General features: G+C 61.1%; 16 protein-coding genes. 9 read left to right on the forward strand and 7 right to left on the reverse strand.

Going from position 1 to position 17,271, the window contains the following annotated elements; translation table 11 throughout:
• Nucleotides 1–244: 244 nt before the first annotated feature.
• Complete coding sequence (gene katE / locus AC07XZ_RS26365; protein ID WP_102688239.1) at nucleotides 245–2,386, forward strand: catalase HPII; 2,142 nt, start codon at nucleotides 245–247, stop codon at nucleotides 2,384–2,386.
• A 38-nt stretch (nucleotides 2,387–2,424) separates the two neighbouring features.
• On the opposite strand, the gene AC07XZ_RS26370 is transcribed toward katE, so the two are convergent.
• The 4 genes from AC07XZ_RS26370 to zur are packed head-to-tail and all read right to left on the reverse strand — an operon-like array spanning nucleotide 2,425 to nucleotide 5,224.
• Nucleotides 2,425–3,138 carry a PA5502 family lipoprotein gene (locus AC07XZ_RS26370; protein ID WP_011331786.1) on the reverse strand — a complete coding sequence of 238 codons (714 nt, stop codon included), beginning with the start codon at nucleotides 3,136–3,138 and terminating at the stop codon, nucleotides 2,425–2,427.
• Nucleotides 3,139–3,175: 37 nt separating this feature from the next.
• Nucleotides 3,176–3,964, reverse strand: coding sequence for a zinc ABC transporter permease subunit ZnuB (gene znuB / locus AC07XZ_RS26375; RefSeq protein WP_007954005.1), 789 nt, complete (start codon nucleotides 3,962–3,964; stop codon nucleotides 3,176–3,178).
• On the reverse strand, nucleotides 3,957–4,742 hold the full coding sequence (gene znuC / locus AC07XZ_RS26380; RefSeq protein ID WP_039764852.1) for a zinc ABC transporter ATP-binding protein ZnuC: 786 nt from the start codon (nucleotides 4,740–4,742) through the stop codon (nucleotides 3,957–3,959). The genes znuB and znuC overlap by 8 nt, the downstream gene beginning before the upstream one ends.
• Nucleotides 4,742–5,224 (reverse strand): zinc uptake transcriptional repressor Zur, encoded by a 483-nt coding sequence (gene zur / locus AC07XZ_RS26385; RefSeq protein ID WP_011331783.1) that lies wholly within the window; start codon nucleotides 5,222–5,224, stop codon nucleotides 4,742–4,744. The genes znuC and zur overlap by 1 nt, the downstream gene beginning before the upstream one ends.
• A gap of 66 nt (nucleotides 5,225–5,290) precedes the next feature.
• Between zur and AC07XZ_RS26390 the strand changes: the two genes are divergently transcribed.
• Complete coding sequence (locus AC07XZ_RS26390; RefSeq protein WP_102688238.1) at nucleotides 5,291–6,211, forward strand: zinc ABC transporter substrate-binding protein; 921 nt, start codon at nucleotides 5,291–5,293, stop codon at nucleotides 6,209–6,211.
• A gap of 40 nt (nucleotides 6,212–6,251) precedes the next feature.
• Here the strand turns inward: AC07XZ_RS26390 and AC07XZ_RS26395 are convergent, their stop codons facing one another.
• Together AC07XZ_RS26395 and AC07XZ_RS26400 are read right to left on the reverse strand one after the other, a co-directional pair.
• Entirely contained in the window at nucleotides 6,252–7,205 is a 954-nt protein-coding gene (locus AC07XZ_RS26395) for a homoserine kinase (RefSeq protein ID WP_085606397.1), read from the reverse strand.
• A 61-nt stretch (nucleotides 7,206–7,266) separates the two neighbouring features.
• Nucleotides 7,267–7,563, reverse strand: coding sequence for a DUF2782 domain-containing protein (locus AC07XZ_RS26400; RefSeq protein WP_007954026.1), 297 nt, complete (start codon nucleotides 7,561–7,563; stop codon nucleotides 7,267–7,269).
• Nucleotides 7,564–7,637: 74 nt separating this feature from the next.
• Between AC07XZ_RS26400 and polA the strand changes: the two genes are divergently transcribed.
• Entirely contained in the window at nucleotides 7,638–10,445 is a 2,808-nt protein-coding gene (gene polA, locus AC07XZ_RS26405; RefSeq protein ID WP_102688237.1) for a DNA polymerase I, read from the forward strand.
• A 284-nt stretch (nucleotides 10,446–10,729) separates the two neighbouring features.
• Here polA and yihA read toward each other — a convergent pair whose 3' ends face one another.
• On the reverse strand, nucleotides 10,730–11,374 hold the full coding sequence (gene yihA, locus AC07XZ_RS26410; protein WP_011331778.1) for a ribosome biogenesis GTP-binding protein YihA/YsxC: 645 nt from the start codon (nucleotides 11,372–11,374) through the stop codon (nucleotides 10,730–10,732).
• Nucleotides 11,375–11,565: 191 nt separating this feature from the next.
• On the opposite strand from yihA, the gene AC07XZ_RS26415 reads away from it, so the two are divergent.
• From AC07XZ_RS26415 to AC07XZ_RS26440, 6 genes are all read left to right on the forward strand, one after another.
• A complete protein-coding gene (locus AC07XZ_RS26415) occupies nucleotides 11,566–11,871 on the forward strand; it encodes a c-type cytochrome (RefSeq protein ID WP_085690419.1) in 306 nt (101 codons plus the stop codon).
• Nucleotides 11,872–11,903: 32 nt separating this feature from the next.
• The gene (locus AC07XZ_RS26420) at nucleotides 11,904–12,515 is read left to right on the forward strand and encodes a c-type cytochrome (protein WP_039764863.1); all 612 of its coding nucleotides are present in this window, start codon (nucleotides 11,904–11,906) and stop codon (nucleotides 12,513–12,515) included.
• Nucleotides 12,516–12,715: 200 nt separating this feature from the next.
• The gene (locus AC07XZ_RS26425; RefSeq protein WP_102688236.1) at nucleotides 12,716–13,357 is read left to right on the forward strand and encodes a thiol:disulfide interchange protein DsbA/DsbL; all 642 of its coding nucleotides are present in this window, start codon (nucleotides 12,716–12,718) and stop codon (nucleotides 13,355–13,357) included.
• A 14-nt stretch (nucleotides 13,358–13,371) separates the two neighbouring features.
• Entirely contained in the window at nucleotides 13,372–14,250 is an 879-nt protein-coding gene (locus tag AC07XZ_RS26430) for an endonuclease/exonuclease/phosphatase family protein (protein ID WP_011331775.1), read from the forward strand.
• Nucleotides 14,247–16,337, forward strand: a complete 2,091-nt coding sequence (locus AC07XZ_RS26435; RefSeq protein WP_102688235.1) for a GGDEF domain-containing protein — start codon at nucleotides 14,247–14,249, stop codon at nucleotides 16,335–16,337. The genes AC07XZ_RS26430 and AC07XZ_RS26435 overlap by 4 nt, the downstream gene beginning before the upstream one ends.
• A gap of 101 nt (nucleotides 16,338–16,438) precedes the next feature.
• Complete coding sequence (locus AC07XZ_RS26440) at nucleotides 16,439–17,218, forward strand: N-acetylmuramoyl-L-alanine amidase (RefSeq protein ID WP_102688234.1); 780 nt, start codon at nucleotides 16,439–16,441, stop codon at nucleotides 17,216–17,218.
• Nucleotides 17,219–17,271: the final 53 nt, after the last annotated feature.

Genomic DNA, 17,271 nt, shown 5'->3' on the forward strand with positions numbered 1-17,271 from the left:
GGCGCGTTGGAAAAGGATCAGCGGTTAGCCGGGCGCGCATTTTAGCCTGTCCGTATAGAGGTTCTTAGCATTTATTTCGCGAATAACCTTCGATTTGGCAATAACAGGATCAAAGGTCATAAAAAAGGAACGCCCGAAACCCTCGTCAGTCACTACTTAAGCGACTTGAAAACCCTGGGTGCCGTGCCTGGGAAACACTCAAGCGTTCCGGAGCAATCCCGGGACAAACAGGAGTTCATGACTGATGAGTACCAAGAAACCTGCCAATGACAAAAGCCAACTGGCCGGCACCGATACCCCGGATCGCGCCAACACCAATGCCAAACTCGACAGCCTGGAGAAGTTTCGCTCCGACGCTACCGGTCAGGCCCTGCGCACCAACCAGGGCGTGAAAATTGCTGATAATCAGAACACCCTCAAGGCCGGAGCTCGCGGGCCGTCGCTTTTGGAAGACTTCATCATGCGTGAAAAGATCACGCACTTTGACCATGAACGGATTCCCGAGCGCATCGTCCACGCCCGCGGCACCGGCGCCCATGGTTTCTTTCAGAGCTACGAGAACCATTCGACGCTGACCAAGGCTGGCTTCCTGCAGGATCCGGGGAAGAAAACCCCAGTGTTCGTGCGTTTTTCCACGGTGCAGGGGCCGCGTGGTTCCGGCGACACCGTGCGTGACGTGCGTGGTTTTGCCGTGAAATTCTTCACCGACGAAGGCAACTTCGATCTGGTCGGTAACAACATGCCGGTGTTCTTCATTCAGGACGCGATCAAGTTTCCCGACTTCGTCCACGCGGTGAAACCCGAACCGCATAACGAGATCCCTACCGGCGGCTCGGCTCACGACACGTTCTGGGATTTTGTGTCGCTGGTACCGGAATCGGCGCACATGGTGATCTGGGCCATGTCCGACCGGGCCATCCCGAAAAGCCTGCGCAGCATGCAGGGCTTCGGCGTGCACACCTTCCGGCTGATCAATGCCGAGGGCAAATCGCGCTTCGTCAAATTCCACTGGCGCCCTACTGCCGGCACTTGTTCGCTGGTATGGGACGAGGCGCAAAAACTCGCGGGTAAAGACACCGACTACCATCGGCGCGATCTGTGGGAAGCCATCGAGATGGGCGATTACCCGGAGTGGGAACTCGGTGTACAGATCATCGAGGAGGAAAACGAGCACGACTTCGACTTCGACATCCTCGACCCGACCAAACTGATTCCCGAGGAAATCGTTCCGATTACGCCGCTGGGCAAGATGACCCTCAATCGCAACCCGGACAACTTCTTCGCCGAGACCGAGCAGGTCGCGTTCTGCCCCGGCCATATCGTGCCGGGGATCGACTTCTCCAATGACCCGCTGCTGCAAGGTCGGCTGTTTTCCTACACCGACACGCAGATCAGCCGACTCGGTGGGCCGAACTTTCATGAGCTGCCGATCAATCGCCCGGTCGCACCGTTCCACAACGGCCAGCGCGATGCCCAGCACCGCACGGTGATCGACAAGGGCCGCGCGTCTTACGAACCGAACTCCATCGATGGCGGCTGGCCGAAAGAAACCCCGCCGGCCGCGCAGGACGGCGGTTTCGAGAGTTATCCGGAGCGTATCGACGCCAACAAGATCCGCCAGCGCAGCGAGTCGTTCAGCGACCACTTTTCCCAGGCGCGGCTGTTCTTCAACAGCATGAGCCCGCACGAGAAAGAGCACATCATCGCCGCCTACAGTTTCGAACTCGGCAAGGTTGAGCGTGAGTTCATCCGGGCGCGGCAAGTGAACGAGATTCTCGCCAACATCGATCTGGAGCTGGCCAAACGCGTGGCGGCCAACCTGGGTCTGCCAGCGCCAGGCAAAGGCACCGTCGACGTACCGAAAACATCACTGGATCACTCGCCATCGCTGAGTCAGGCCAACTTGTTGCCGGAAAACATCAAGACGCGGAAAGTCGCGATCCTTGCGGCCAACGGCGTCGATGGCGCAGCGATTGATGCGATGAAGAAGGCGCTGGCGGCAGAAGGTGCGCACGCCAAACTGCTCGGCCCGACCTCGGCGCCGGTGAAAACCGCCGATGGCAAAAGCCTGGCGGTGGATGCGTCGATGGAAGGTTTGCCTTCGGTGGCGTTCGATGCGGTGTTTGTGCCGGGTGGCGCGGCGTCGGTCAAGGCGTTGAGCGGTGACGGCGTGGCGTTGCATTACCTGCTGGAGGCGTACAAACACCTGAAGGCGATTGCGCTGCATGGCGAGGCCAAGCAGTTGCTGGACGTGCTGAAGCTGGAGGCGGATGCGGGGTTGCTAGAAGGCAAGGATGTTGGCGCGCTGACCAAGCCATTCTTTGCTGCGATCGGGCAGCACCGGGTTTGGGATAGGGAAGCCAAGGCCAAGGCGATTCCGGCCTGAAAAAAACCGCAGCCTGCGAAAAGCAGGCTGCGGTTAATTCAAGGTTTGCGCGGGCTCAGAACCATCTGCGCCGGCACCGTGCGCAGGATCTGTTTTTCGATCTTCAGATCGAAATCCGGATCAAGCTTCTTCACGCGCTTGGTGATCAGCGTTGCCAGCCAAGGGTAATCATTGGTGCGCGGGGCCTGAATGCTCACCGCACAGTCGTAATTCACCACATCGGCGGCGATCGCATCCAGTTGGCGGCGAAGTTTGCGGCTATCGGTGATATTCAGCGCAACCGTGGTGCTCTCGGCGGTGGGATCGATCACCTTGGCTTTCGGCTTGGCTTCGGCGGCTTGCAGCGCTGCTTCGGCTTTCTCCAGCTCGGCCTTGCGCGCTTCGGTGATGGCACCGTTGACGCCACCGGTCAGTGCCGGGGCCTTGGGCATCAGCACGCGGGCACGGGCCAGCGCGGTCGCGGCCGCATTCACATCGCCCTTCTGCAGGACGATCTGGCTGCGACGCAGATAGGCTTCGGCCAACTGGCGCTGGTATTGCTCAAGGGATTGATCGTTGGGTGTTTCGGCTTGCAAGGCTGCCAGTTGGTCTTCGGCAGTGGCCAGTTCGCTGCTGGCCAGGCTTTGCTCCAGCTGTGCGATGGCCGTGGCCCGCGCATCGGGGACTTCGGCCACCGGCGGCGTGCTTTGGCAGGCGCCCAGCAGCACTGAAAAGGCCACAAGGAGCAGATAACGGGAGGCGAACGGCTTCATTCCTGCGACTCTCTATTTGCGCAAAAAACGAGCAAGTCTACACCCCTCGACGGGGCAGAACAAAACTCAGCAGAAACAGTGCGGCCGCCGTCACAACGATTGACGGGCCAGCCGGGGTGTCCTTGAACCAGGACAGCGCCAGCCCGCCACACACGGCGAGCATGCCCAGCACGCTCGCGCCCAGTGCCATCTGCTCCGGCGAACGGGCGTGACGTTGTGCCGCAGCCGCCGGGATGATCAACAGCGAAGTAATCAGCAATACACCGACTATTTTCATCGCTACGGCGATCACCACTGCGATCAGCAGCATCAGCGCCATGCGCAAACCGGCCACCGGCAGGCCTTCGACTTTGGCCAGCTCTTCGTGCACGGTGATCGCCAGCAGCGGCCGCCACAGCGTCACCAGCAACACCAGCACCGCCGCGCTGCCGCCGAGGATCCACGCCAGATCGGTCGGGCTGATCGCCAGCAGGTCGCCGAACAGATAGGCCATCAGGTCGATCCGCACTTCATGCATGAAGCTTAGTACCACCAGCCCGAGGGAGAGCGTGCTCGGTGCGAGAATTCCCAAAAGCGTGTCGGACGCCAGCGGCTGGCGCTGTTGCAAGGTCACCAGCAGCACTGCCAGCAGCAGACAGCCCACAGTCACCGCGACGGTCGGGCTGACATCCAGCAGAAAGCCCAGCGCCACGCCGAGCAGCGCGGCGTGGGACAGCGTGTCGCCAAAATAGGCCATGCGCCGCCAGACCACGAACGAGCCCAGCGGCCCCGCGACCACCGCCAGCGCCAGGCCTGCAAGCAGGGCGTAGAACAGAAAATCAGCCATGCTTGCAGCTATCTCCGTGAACGTGAGGTTGGCCCGTCAAAGGCCCTTTGACCACCGAACCGTGCAGGTCGTGGGCGTGGTCATGATGGTGGTGATAGATCGCCAGGCTCGGCGCGTTGTTGCCGAACAGCTCGACGAAGGCCGGGTCGCCACTGACCTGCTCGGGATGACCGGAGCAGCAGACGTGACGGTTGAGGCACACCACCTGATCGGTGGTGCTCATCACCAGATGCAGATCGTGGGACACCATCAGCACGCCGCAGCCGTGACGGTCGCGCAGGCGGGTGATCAAACTGTACAGCTCGGCCTGCCCGGCGACATCGACGCCTTGCACCGGCTCGTCGAGCACCAGCAGTTCCGGCTCGCGAAGCAGAGCCCGAGCCAACAGAACGCGCTGCATTTCACCGCCGGACACGCTTTGCACCGGGCTGTCGATGACGTGCTCGGCACCGACTTCTTTGAGTGCCGCCAGCGCACGCGGGCGATCGACGCCCGGCACCAGCCGCAGGAAGCGCAGCACTGACAGCGGCAGGGTCGGATCGACGTGAAGTTTTTGCGGCATGTAACCCACGCGCAGTTTCGGCTTGCGCCAGACGCTGCCGCTGTCGGGCTTCAACAGCCCGAGCACGGCGCGCACCAGCGTGGTCTTGCCGGCGCCGTTGGGGCCGATCAGGGTGACGATCTGCCCCGGCTCGACGCTCAGGTGAATGTTGTCCAGCACGTTCTGCCCGGCAAACCGGACCGCCACCTGCTCCAGACGGATCAGCGCATCGCTCATCAAGCCCCCCGGCAACCGGAGCAGAGGCCGACCACTTCGACGGTCTGGGCCTCGACGATGAAGCCGACGTCCTTGGCGCTGTGGACGATGGCGTCGCTGATGGTTTTTTGCTCAAGTTCGATGGCGGCGTGGCATTCACGGCAGATCAGGAACTGGCCCTGGTGCGAATGTTTCGGGTGAACGCAGCCGACGAAGGCGTTGAGCGAGGAGATGCGGTGCACCAGGCCGTTTTCCAGCAGGAAATCCAGCGCCCGGTACACGGTCGGCGGCGCAGCGCGGCGGCCGTCCTGCTCGCTGAGCACCGCCAGAATGTCGTAGGCACCCAGCGGCTTGTGGCTCTGCCAGACCAGTTCCAGCACCCGCCGGCGCAGCGCGGTCAGGCGCAGGCCTTTCTGTGCACACAGGGCATCGGCCTCGGACAGCGCGCTGTGAACGCAGTGCGAGTGGTCGTGGGGACGGCTGGCAATCGGTGTAATAGGCATGAGCGGCGACGAGTTTGGTTAGAGACGTTATTATGTTACCCGTTCTCGCCTCATTGAGTGGTCATCGTGTCCCGACTTTTTTCTGTTTTTGTCGTATTCATCACCGGTTTTCTGCTGATCGGTCCGGCTCAGGCCGAGGTCAGAGTCCTCACCAGCATCAAGCCCCTGCAACTGATTGCCGCCGCGGTGCAGGACGGCGTGGCGATTCCGGAAGTGCTGCTGCCACCGGGCGCTTCGCCGCATAACTACGCCTTGCGTCCATCCGATGTGCGCAAGGTGCAATCGGTGGACCTGCTGTACTGGATCGGCCCGGACATGGAAGGTTTCCTGCCTCGCGTGCTGAACGGTCGTACGTTGCCGAGCGTCGCGGTACAGGACCTGCCGGGCATGAAACTGCGCCGCTTCGCCGCAGACAGTCATTCCCATGCCGAAGAAGCCGACGAACACGACCACGATCATCGTCCGGGCAGCCTCGATGCGCATCTGTGGCTATCGCCGGTGAACGCGCGAGTTATTGCCGACAAAATGGCCGCTGACCTGAGCGCTGCAGACCCGGCCAATGCCGAGCGCTATCAGAGCAACGCCAAGGCGTTCGATGAACGTCTTGATGCGCTCGATCAGCGCTTGAAGAAACGTCTGGCCGGTATTGAAGGCAAACCCTACTTCGTCTTCCACGAAGCCTTCGACTACTTCGAAGACGCCTACGGCCTGAAACACACCGGTGTGTTCAGCGTCGCGGCGGAAGTGCAGCCGGGCGCCCAGCATGTGGCGGCAATGCGCACGCGTTTGCAGGAAGTCGGCAAGACCTGCGTGTTCAGTGAGCCGCCGCTGCGTCCACGTCTGGCCGAGACCTTGGTGGCAGGTCTGCCGGTGAAACTGGCGGAACTGGATGCGTTGGGCGGGTACACACCAGCGACGGCTCAGGGTTATGAGCAAGTGCTGGAGAAGCTGGGGAATGATCTGGCGGGTTGTCTCGAATCGCTCTGATACAAAAAACCGCAGCCTGCACAGGCTGCGGTTTTTTCTTTTACAGGGCGAAAGGTAGCGGCGTACTGACCGTCTGACGCTGTGCCAGACGCTGCTCGAACTCTTTCGGATCGTGGATCAGCACGTCCTGCCCGGCGAACGATTCCGCCGCGATCAGGCGCGACAGCCAGAACCGCACGCATGCCACTCGCAGCATGGTCGGCCACAACTCGGCCTCGGCCGCCGTGAACGGTCGCAGTGCCGCGTAGGCACCCAGAAACGCACGCGCACGCGGGCCGTCGATCAGGCCGTCATCGTCCGAACACCAGTCGTTCAGGGCAATCGCCACGTCATAAAGCATCGGACCAGAGCAGGCGTTGTAGAAATCGATCAGCCCGGTCAGGTGCGTGCCTTCGAACATCGCGTTATCACGGAACAGGTCGGCGTGGATGTTCGCCCGTGGCAGCGCGAGAATTTTCTCTTTCTGTTGGGTGATTTCGTCCAGCGCCTTTTGCAGCAGCGCACGCGGCTCGTCGCTCAGGTGCGAAAGAAACTGCGTGCCCTCTTCCAGCATCCAGTCCAGGCCACGATCGGTCTTGCGCTTGATCATGTTGTCGCCCTGGGTCGCCAGGTGCAGGTGCGCCTGCAACTCACCGACCTGCGCACAATGCTGGGCGTTGGCCTGCTTGATGTGCTTGCCGGCCAGGCGCGGTTGCAGCAGTGCTGGCTTGCCTTTCAGCTCGCGAAGGGCCACGCCGTCGGTGGTGCGCAGTGCGTAAGGCACCGGCAGATCGGCCTCGTGCAGCACGTCGAGCAGGTCGATGAAGAACGGCATTTCCTGCACCGGGCCGCGCTCGACCAAGGTCAGGACGAACTCGCCCTTTTCCATGCTGATGAAGAAGTTGGTGTTTTCGCTACCGGCGGCGATCCCCTGGAAATCGAGCAGACGGCCGAGCCCGTAAGGGGCGAGAAAGGTTTCCAGCTCGGGCCGAGCCAGGGGGGTAAACACAGACATGGTTAAAAACTGCTCAGTTCTGGCGCCGCCATCAAACGGCGCCGATTAAAAGTCAGGAAACTTACTTCCAGGTAAAGATTTCCCACGCTGGAATCAACATATTCGGCTGGTCGGACCGGATGTAATTCGCGTCCGTACCATCGGCGCGCACCAGGAAATAGGGTTTGCCGACCTTCGGTGTGACCTTGATCGCATACACGAATCCACTCCGGCTGTATTCCTGAATGACCTTGTCGCCTTCCGTGTGCGTGCTAATGGTAACTTCCGGCTCCGACGATGGCGCATCATCCGCCGCGATCGCGGCCAGCGGTGAGACAGCAATCAGACTGACCAGCAGCAAGCGATTTAACGTACGCATGATAACCTTGTCCCTTTGTCGTCAACGGTCCCGCTATTCTAGCGCCGGGCCCGCCGAAAAGGTTGATTCTGCTCATGAGCCAAGCCCCCCTCGTCCTGGTGGACGGTTCGTCTTACCTGTACCGCGCCTTTCACGCGCTGCCACCGCTGACCACCTCCAAAGGCCTGCCGACCGGTGCGGTCAAAGGCGTGCTGAACATGCTCAAGAGCCTGCGCAAGCATTATCCGGACAGCCCGTTCGCTGTGGTGTTCGACGCCAAGGGTGGGACATTTCGAGATGAAATGTACGCCGAATACAAGGCCAACCGCCCAAGCATGCCCGACGACATGCGCGTGCAGATCGAGCCGCTGCACCAGAGCGTGATCGCCCTCGGTTTCCCGCTGCTGTGCGTCGAAGGCGTCGAGGCCGATGACGTGATCGGCACCCTGGCCCGCAGCAGCGCGGCCGCCGATCGTCCGGTGATCATCTCTACCGGCGACAAGGACATGGCGCAACTGGTCGACGGCCACATTACCTTGGTCAACACCATGTCCGGTAGTTCGATGGACGTGGAGGGCGTGAAGGAGAAATTCGGCGTCGCTCCGGAGCAGATCATCGATTATCTGGCCCTGATGGGCGATTCTTCCGACAACATCCCCGGCGTTCCCGGCATCGGTCCGAAGACCGCTTCCGGCCTGCTGGTAGGCGTCAACGGCGGCCTGACCGAGCTGTATGCGCAGCTCGACATCGTGCCGACCCTGCCGATCCGTGGCGCCAAGACCCTGCCGGCCAAGCTCGAAGAGCACAAGGAGATGGCGTTCCTCTCCTATCAACTGGCGACCATCAAGGTCGACGTGCCGCTGGATATAGGCCTCGAGGACCTGCAAATGGGTCCGGAGGACCCGGCCAAACTTTACGAGCTGTACACCCTGCTGGAGTTCAAGAGCTGGCTGAATGACCTGGATCGCGATGCCAAGCGCCAGGAACTGAGCGCTGCTGCCGAGCCTGCGCCGGCCGGCGATCTGTTCAGCGCGCCTGCCGAAGAGGAAGCGCCCGCCGCTCCGGCTGAAGCCGCGTACGAAACCATCCTCGATCAGGCGCGATTCGACGTCTGGCTGGAAAAGCTGAAAAGCGCCAAGCTGTTCGCCTTCGACACCGAAACCACCGGGATCGACGCCCAGCAGGCACAACTGGTCGGTCTGTCCTTCGCGGTGCAGGCCAACGAAGCAGCCTACATCCCGCTGACCCACTCCTACATCGGCGTGCCGGAGCAGCTGGATCGCGACACCGTGCTGCGCGCACTCAAGCCCATCCTTGAAGACCCGAACAAGCTCAAGGTCGGCCAGCACGCCAAGTTCGACATGAACATCCTGGCCAATTGCGCCATCGGCGGTGATCAGAATGAAGGCATCACCGTGCGCGGAATTGCCTTCGACACGATGCTTGAGTCCTACGTGCTCAACTCCACCGCCACCCGTCACGACATGGACAGCCTGGCGCAGAAGTACCTGGATCACACCACCGTGAGCTTCCAGGACATCGCCGGCAAAGGTGCCAAACAGCTGACCTTCGACCAGATCGCTCTGGAACAGGCCGGGCCGTATGCCGCCGAAGATGCCGACGTGACCCTGCGCCTGCACCAGACGCTGTTCGAAAAACTCAGCGCCATACCGAGCCTGGCAAGCGTGCTGACCGATATCGAGATCCCGCTGGTGCCGGTGCTCGCTCGCATCGAGCGCCAGGGCGCGTTCGTCGACGCTGAACTGCTTGGCATCCAGAGCATCGAGCTGGGCAACAAGATGGTCGCGCTGGAGCGCGAAGCGTTCGAGATCGCCGGTGAAGAGTTCAACCTCGGCTCGCCGAAGCAACTGGGCGTGATCCTCTACGAGAAACTCGGCCTCCCGGTGCTGAAGAAGACCGCCAAGGGCCAGCCGTCCACCGCCGAAGAAGTGCTGGCGAAACTGGCCGAAGACGATCACCGCTTGCCAAAAGTGCTGATGGAACACCGCTCCATGAGCAAGCTGAAAAGCACCTACACCGATCGCCTGCCGGAGCAGATCAACCCGCGTACAGGGCGTATCCACACTTCATACCATCAAGCCGTTGCGTCGACCGGTCGCCTGTCGTCGAGCGATCCGAACCTGCAGAACATTCCTGTGCGTACTGCTGAAGGCCGACGCATCCGTCAGGCGTTCGTTGCGCCGAAAGGCTACAAACTGCTGGCGGCGGACTATTCGCAGATCGAACTGCGGATCATGGCCCACCTGTCCCGCGACGAAGGCCTGATGAATGCCTTCCGCAACAATCTGGACGTACACACCGCCACGGCGGCCGAAGTGTTCAAGGTCGAGCTGAACGAAGTGACGTCCGACCAGCGCCGTGGCGCCAAGGCGATCAACTTCGGCCTGATCTATGGCATGGGCGCGCAGAAGCTCGGCAAGGACATCGGCGTCGACACCAAGACCGCCAAGGCCTACATCGACACCTACTTCGCGCGTTACCCGGGCGTGCGCGAGTACATGGATCGCACCCGCGCCCAGGCAGCGGATCAAGGCTTTGTGGAAACAATTTTCGGTCGTCGCCTGTATCTGCCGGACATCAACTCCAACAAGCCTCAGGAACGCGCCGCCGCCGAACGCACGGCGATCAACGCGCCGATGCAGGGCACTGCGGCGGACATCATCAAGAAAGCCATGGTGGCGGTGGACAACTGGCTGAGCGCTTCCGAGCTGGACGCCAAAGTCATCCTGCAGGTGCACGACGAACTGGTGCTGGAGGTTCGCGAGGATCTGGTCGATCAGGTTCGCGAAGAAATTCGTGCGCACATGAGCGAAGCGGCAAAACTGGACGTGCCGTTGCTGGTGGAAGTCGGGGTTGGCAACAACTGGGACGAGGCGCACTGAGGCCTCTGGATTGGGGTTTTGCCGCGACAGGGCGTCGCGGCAAAGGCATCGAAAATCGCTTAGGCCTGATCGTTCTTGAGCTTATTCCAAAGTTTTTTGAAAAGATTCTGAACTAATCTTGCGACAGGGCACTCAGAGATACTGAATGGCTGGTGAAGCCCTTCGATGCTCCTATGTTGTGTTAAGTGTTGGCAGATATCTGAACCCCGCCCTAGCGGTTCGGAACTTAAACCCCGGAACTTCTCCCTCCCCATATGAAGTCCGGGGCTTTTTTTGCCTGCGATTTACTCAGCAGGCAATTCAGCGCCTTTATCTGCCAGTTCCATCCAGCCTGCCAACACAGTGTAGGCCTCTTCCAGACCCATGCGTTTCGGGGCGGAGAACAGCTGGATCGTCACTTGATCGCCCCACCCCTTACGGATTTCCGACTGCACCTTGAGCAGCGTGTTCTTGGCTGCGCCGTAGGTCAGTTTGTCGGCCTTGGTCAGCAGGATGTGCATCGGCATGCCGGCCGCAACGGCCCAGTCGAGCATCAGCAGGTCGAAGTCGGTCATTGGATGACGGATGTCCATCATCAGAATCAAACCCTTCAAACTCTCGCGGCCACCGAGGTAAGCCTCAAGATGACGCTGCCAGTGTTGCTTGAGCGGGATCGGTACTTTTGCATAACCGTAGCCCGGGAGGTCGACCAGACGCCGTTCATCGTCTAGCTTGAAGAAGTTCAACAGCTGTGTGCGACCCGGGGTTTTCGAGGTGCGCGCCAGGCTGGCGTGAGTCAAAGTGTTCAGTGCGCTGGATTTACCGGCGTTGGAACGACCGGCGAACGCCACTTCGAAGCCTTCGTCGTCGGGGCACTGATCGACTTTGGCGGCACTGAGCATGAACGTGGACTGTTGGCACAGGCCGAGGATGGGATTCTTGAGTTGCATGGGATTTCCGATGTGGGCGGCGCCGGGATTAGGCGCGGAACGCGGTGTCGCTTCCGTTTCAGTGACGCCAGTATATAATGCCGCAGATTTTGTGTGTGCTTTGTCCCAGCGAAGGATGAAGTTCACGAGAGCGACAGACCTTGATTGCGCATTAGAACGCAGAACGCTCTCAACCCTGAAAAGGTCGTTTTATGACGAAATGGCTGCTGGCTGCCGGAGTCTTGATGCCGCTTTACAGCGCACAGGCTACACAGGATCCGGAAGCCGTGTACAACCGTGTTTGTGGAGCCTGTCATTCCGGCCAACTACCCATGGCGCCCAAAAGAGGCGATCAGGAAGCTTGGACGCCGAGGTTGGCGAAAGGTATGGAGACGCTGGTGCAACACGTGACCCAGGGTTTCAAGGCGATGCCGCCGCGTGGTTTGTGCATGGACTGCAGTGCCGAGGATTACCAGGCCCTCATCCTCTGGATGAGCGAGAGTAAGCCCGGTCCATAACTCTTAACCCTTAGCCGTAGTTGGATTAGCTGATGAACAAACTGATCGTGAGTCTGCTGTTGACCGTGGGAATCTCAGGCTTCGCCCATGCTGCCGGTGATGCAGCCGCAGGCCAGGCCAAAGCCGCCGTATGCGGCGCCTGCCATGGCCCGGATGGCAACAGCATGGCGCCAAACTTTCCAAAACTGGCCGGACAGGGCGAACGCTACCTGACCAAGCAACTGCACGACATCAAGTCGGGCAAGCGCACCGTTCTGGAAATGACCGGCCTGCTGACCAACCTGAGCGATCAGGACCTGGCCGACATCGCCGCCTACTTCGCCAGCCAGAAAGGCAGCGTCGGCGCCGCCGATCCGAAGATCGTCGCTCGCGGTGAAGCCCTGTTCCGTGGCGGCAACCTCGAGAAAGGCCTGCCAGCCTGCACCGGTTGCCACTCGCCGAACGGCGCCGGCAACGCAGCCGCCGGCTTCCCGCACCTGGGTGGCCAACACGCTCAGTACATCGCCAAGCAACTGACCGATTTCCGCAAGGAAGAAGCCGGCCGCAACAACGACGGCGACGCGATGACCATGCGCACCATCGCCCGCAAGCTGAGCGACGAAGACATCGCGGCAGTCTCCAGCTACATTCAGGGCCTGCACTAAGACGCGCGATTCGAGCGCTGCGTGCAATGGCCAACGCCTGCCACGTTAACGCTCGATTAATCCGTTGCAGCAAGTATAAAAAGGGTGGCTTTGGCCGCCCTTTTTTGTGGCCGCTGCCGTTACACTACAGAACTCATGCCCGCCAGGATCTGTCTGAAAACAGGTCGCGCGAGGCGACCAAAATTGTCCAGGAGTAAAGCATGCGTAATCTGATCATCAGCGCCGCCCTCGTCGCTGCCAGCCTGTTCGGCGTGACCGCCCAGGCCGCCGAAGCCCCTGCTGCCCCTTATGTCGAACTGAGCAACCCGGTGCCGGTCGCCGTGCCTGGCAAGATCGAAGTGGTCGAGCTGTTCTGGTATGGCTGCCCGCATTGCTACGCGTTCGAGCCGGTGATCAATCCGTGGGTTGAAAAACTGCCGTCCGACGTCAACTTCGTACGCATTCCTGCGATGTTCGGTGGCCCGTGGGACGCTCACGGTCAAATGTTCCTGACCCTGGAAGCCATGGGCGTCGAGCACAACGTGCACGCTGCCGTATTCAACGCCATCCAGAAAGAACACAAGAAGCTGACCGACAAGAACGACATGGCCGATTTCCTCGCCACTCAAGGCGTGGACAAGGACAAGTTCCTGGCGACCTTCGACTCGTTCGCGATCAAAGGGCAGATCGTGAAAGCCCGCGAACTGGCCAAGAAATATGAAATCACCGGCGTCCCAACCATGATCGTCAACGGCAAGTACCGCTTCGATATCGGCTCCGCCGGCGGCGCCGAACAGGCGCTGAAACTGGCTGATCAACTGGTGGCCAAAGAGCGAGCGGCCAACAAGGCAGCCGCCAACTAAGCGCGGCAATCGCCATGCGCCGCTGGGGAACCGAACGCGTCGTTGGCCTGCATGAACCGCAGGTCAACGAGCATCACCTGGAATCGACGGGCCTGCCCGCAGACAGCCGTCTGCGCTTGCTCAGCTTCAATATTCAGGTCGGCATCAGCACCGAGCGCTATCGGCACTACCTGACCCGCAGCTGGCAGCATCTGCTGCCGCACCCCGGGCGTTCGAGCAATCTGCAAAAGATCGGCAATCTGCTTGGCGACTTCGATCTGGTCGCTCTGCAGGAAGCCGATGGCGGCAGCCTGCGTTCAGGCTACGTCAATCAGGTCGAACACCTGGCCCAGCTCGGCGCCTTCCCCTACTGGTATCAACAACTCAATCGCAACCTTGGCCGACTGGCCCAGCACAGCAATGGCGTGCTCAGTCGCCTGCGGCCGTGGGCGATCGAAGACCATCCGCTGCCGGGTCCGAAGGGACGCGGTGCGATTCTGGTGCGCTTCGGCGAAGGCCCGGAAGCGCTGGTGGTGGTGATGATGCACCTGGCGCTCGGCGCCCGGGTGCGCAGCATGCAACTGGCCTACATCCGCGAACTGATCGGCGGCTACAAGCATCAGGTGCTGATGGGCGACATGAACACCCACGCCAGCGATCTGCTGCAACACTCGCCGTTGCGCGACCTCGGCCTGCTGGCCCCGCAACTCGAAGCGACATTCCCCAGCTGGCGCCCGCAGCGCTGCCTGGACCATATTCTGCTCAGCCCGACCCTGACCCTGGAAAAGGTCGAAGTGCTGGCACAACCGATTTCCGATCACCTGCCGGTCGCGGTAGAGATTCGTCTGCCGGGTTCGCTCACGGCCGATGCATTGCCCGCGTTGAGCACTGCCCTTCGCGGAACCCCTGAATGAGCGACGAAGCCCAGCGCTGGAAAGAGAAATACCTCAAAAGCATCGAACAACAGGAAAAGCTTGAACGTCGATGGGACGCCCGGCTCGACCTGCTGCGCCGTGGTCTGGTGCGCAGCACCCTGGCGGCGGAAGGCACCGACCGCGTGGTCGATCAATGCATGAAAGAGATGCGCGACGTGGTGCGCACCGATGACATGGACGCCGGCCTCGCCGCCCTGCTCCCTCGCCTGGAAAAAGCCGTGCTCGATTCCGAGCAGCGCCGGGAAACCCGGATCGAACAGGTCAGCACCGCACTGACTGCGCTGGTTACTCAGTTGCAATCTCTCCCGCTGCCCCGAGATGTGGCCCAGCCGCTGAAGAAATTCGCCAAGCAGCTGGACGGCCGGGTAAGTCAGGCAAGGGAAATGCCGCTGTTGCTCAGCGAGCTCAGCGGCTTGCAAGGCAAGGCCTTGAGCCAGCTGGAGACGCCGGCGGAACCGGGACGACCGGGGTTGTTGCAGCGTCTGTTCGGCAGCCGCGACAACGAGGAAGCGCCTGTTCCAGTGATGCAGCCCGCGGCGGTCGTACTACCGGCACAAACAGAACAACCGCCCGTCACGCATGAAACCGCGCCCTTACAGGAAGCGCCTGTCACGACCGCCGAACCGGTCGCCCCTGCGCCCGTCAGCCAGGCACCGGTCGCCGCCCCCGTGGCCGAACCCGCGAAAACTCCAGCGCCAACCCCCGAATATCATGCGGAGCCGGAGGTGGTGCCCTTCGAGCCGGCCAGAATCCTCACCGAATCCCCCTCCGCCCCCAGCGAACCAGAACCCGCCGAGCCTGAACCGGAGCCGCAGGCCTTCACGCCTCCACCGGTTTTCGCGCCGGCAGTGCCAACAGCCATCAACCCGGACGAACTGATCCACCCCGGCGATACCCCGCCGCCCGTGATCCTCGACAGCCTGCCCATCCCCGAGCCCATCGCCCAGGCATTGGCCGCAATCGATCCGGAGCAATCCGAACACGACATTCTCTATGCCCTGCCGGACTCGCCGGAACCGTCCTACAGTTCGGTCGCCAAACACATCGAAGACACGCTGATCGGGTTGCTGGACGACCTGACCTTGCCGGAGCGCCACCGCCCGCAAGCAGAGGCGATGCGCGACCGGCTGAAGAATGGGCTGAACTGGTACGAACTGTTGCCGATCCTCGACGATCTGGCGACTTTGATGCTGGCGATTACCGACAGCGGCCAGCACGAATTCGAAGCTTATTTGCAGCAACTCAACGAGCGGCTCGAAGCGTTTCAGAGCAATCTGCAGGCCGCCAGCGAAGGCCACGCCGACAACAGTTCTGCAGCGCGGGCGATGGACACGCAGATCCGCGAGCAGGTCGACGGCTTGCAGAACAGCGTGCAGGAAGCGGCCGATCTGGACGATTTGAAGCAGGTGCTGGAAAACCACCTCGAAGGCCTGCTCGGCACGATGGATCAGCATCAGAAACAGCGTGACGCCCGGGAGCAGGAAGTGGCTGTGCGCCTGAAAAGCCTGGCCGAGCGCGTCGCGCACATGGAGCAGGAAGCGCTGGGCTATCGCGAACACCTTGAAGAGCAGCGCCAGAAAGCCCTGATCGATCCGCTCACCGGCTTGCCCAACCGCGCCGCCTGGACCGAACGGCTCGAACATGAGATTGCCCAATGGCAGCAGCACGGCAACACTTTGAGCCTCGCCATGCTCGACCTCGATCACTTCAAACGGATCAACGACAACTACGGCCACCTGGCGGGCGACAAGGTGTTGAAGATCATCGCCACGGTGCTGCGCAAGCGTATGCGTGGCAACGATTTCATTGCCCGGTTTGGCGGAGAGGAATTTGTATTACTGCTGCCGGCAACACCGCCCGCCGTCGGTGCCAAGTTTTTGGAAACCCTGCGTGCGGCCATCGAAGCCTGCCCATTTCACTTCAAGGGTGAGCGCGTCACGATCACCGTTTCCATGGGTCTGACGACGTTCCGGGCGGGTGAGCACAGCGATCTGGTACTCAAAAGAGCCGATCAGGCGCTTTATCGGGCGAAAAACGCAGGGCGAAACCGGGTGGAGCTGGGCTGAGGCAATTGTTCCATATTGTTTAAATCAGCCATTCAAGCGTCGTAGCGCAAGGCGATACGTTACACTGTTGCATTATCGTCTTGCGTGTACTGCCCTCTGCCATGAAATTTTTTACCCTCCTCGCGTCGCTACTCTTACTGGCCGGTTGTGCCAGCGGGCCGCGTTTTGACACCAGCCATCCTTCGGTCAATCACGACAGCCGTGTGCAGTTCGTGATCGTGCACTACACCTCTGCATCACTCGAACGCTCATTGCAGTTGCTGACCCACGGCGAAGTCAGCAGTCATTACCTGATCGGCGACGACAAGAGCGCCACCATCTACAAACTGATGGACGAAAACCTGCGTGCCTGGCACGCCGGCGAAAGCGAATGGCAAGGTCGTACCTGGCTCAACTCCAGCTCGATCGGCATCGAGATCGTCAATCCGGGCTTCAAGGACACACCGACCGGTCGCCTCTGGTATCCCTACAGCGAAGCCCAGGTGCAGTCGCTGATCGTTCTGCTCAAGGACATCAGCAAACGCCAGGGCATCAGCCCGCGCCACATCATCGGCCATAGCGACATCGCCCCGTTGCGCAAGCTCGACCCGGGTCCGCTGTTCCCCTGGAAGCGTCTGGCGGCCGAAGGGCTGGGGCTCTGGCCCAACGAACAAGCGGTGGCACGCCAGCAGGCGCAATTCAACGCCGAACTGCCGAGCATCACCTGGTTCCAGAGCCAACTGGCGCGCCTGGGCTACTCGACGCCACAGACCGGCGAGCTGGATGTGGCGACCCGGCATGTGCTCGCGGCCTTCCAGATGCACTACCGCCCTACGCGCTTTGACGGCACGCCGGACGCGCAAACGGCAGCGCTGTTGCTGGTGTTGAATCAGACAAAATAATGACGCCCGCCCGACGGTCAGGGCGAAAGTGTAATCAGCAGCTATAACTCATT

Source organism: Pseudomonas sp. GW458-11-26-14-LB4 (assembly GCF_059423925.1).

Coding starts and splice junctions, on each gene's coding strand:
- katE (WP_102688239.1), top strand. CDS start 245: ATGAGTACCAAGAAACCTGCCAATGACAAAAGCCAACTGGCCGGCACC.
- AC07XZ_RS26370 (WP_011331786.1), bottom strand. CDS start 3,138: ATGAAGCCGTTCGCCTCCCGTTATCTGCTCCTTGTGGCCTTTTCAGTG.
- znuB (WP_007954005.1), bottom strand. CDS start 3,964: ATGGCTGATTTTCTGTTCTACGCCCTGCTTGCAGGCCTGGCGCTGGCG.
- znuC (WP_039764852.1), bottom strand. CDS start 4,742: ATGAGCGATGCGCTGATCCGTCTGGAGCAGGTGGCGGTCCGGTTTGCC.
- zur (WP_011331783.1), bottom strand. CDS start 5,224: ATGCCTATTACACCGATTGCCAGCCGTCCCCACGACCACTCGCACTGC.
- AC07XZ_RS26395 (WP_085606397.1), bottom strand. CDS start 7,205: ATGTCTGTGTTTACCCCCCTGGCTCGGCCCGAGCTGGAAACCTTTCTC.
- AC07XZ_RS26400 (WP_007954026.1), bottom strand. CDS start 7,563: ATGCGTACGTTAAATCGCTTGCTGCTGGTCAGTCTGATTGCTGTCTCA.
- polA (WP_102688237.1), top strand. CDS start 7,638: ATGAGCCAAGCCCCCCTCGTCCTGGTGGACGGTTCGTCTTACCTGTAC.
- yihA (WP_011331778.1), bottom strand. CDS start 11,374: ATGCAACTCAAGAATCCCATCCTCGGCCTGTGCCAACAGTCCACGTTC.
- AC07XZ_RS26415 (WP_085690419.1), top strand. CDS start 11,566: ATGACGAAATGGCTGCTGGCTGCCGGAGTCTTGATGCCGCTTTACAGC.
- AC07XZ_RS26420 (WP_039764863.1), top strand. CDS start 11,904: ATGAACAAACTGATCGTGAGTCTGCTGTTGACCGTGGGAATCTCAGGC.
- AC07XZ_RS26425 (WP_102688236.1), top strand. CDS start 12,716: ATGCGTAATCTGATCATCAGCGCCGCCCTCGTCGCTGCCAGCCTGTTC.
- AC07XZ_RS26430 (WP_011331775.1), top strand. CDS start 13,372: ATGCGCCGCTGGGGAACCGAACGCGTCGTTGGCCTGCATGAACCGCAG.
- AC07XZ_RS26435 (WP_102688235.1), top strand. CDS start 14,247: ATGAGCGACGAAGCCCAGCGCTGGAAAGAGAAATACCTCAAAAGCATC.
- AC07XZ_RS26440 (WP_102688234.1), top strand. CDS start 16,439: ATGAAATTTTTTACCCTCCTCGCGTCGCTACTCTTACTGGCCGGTTGT.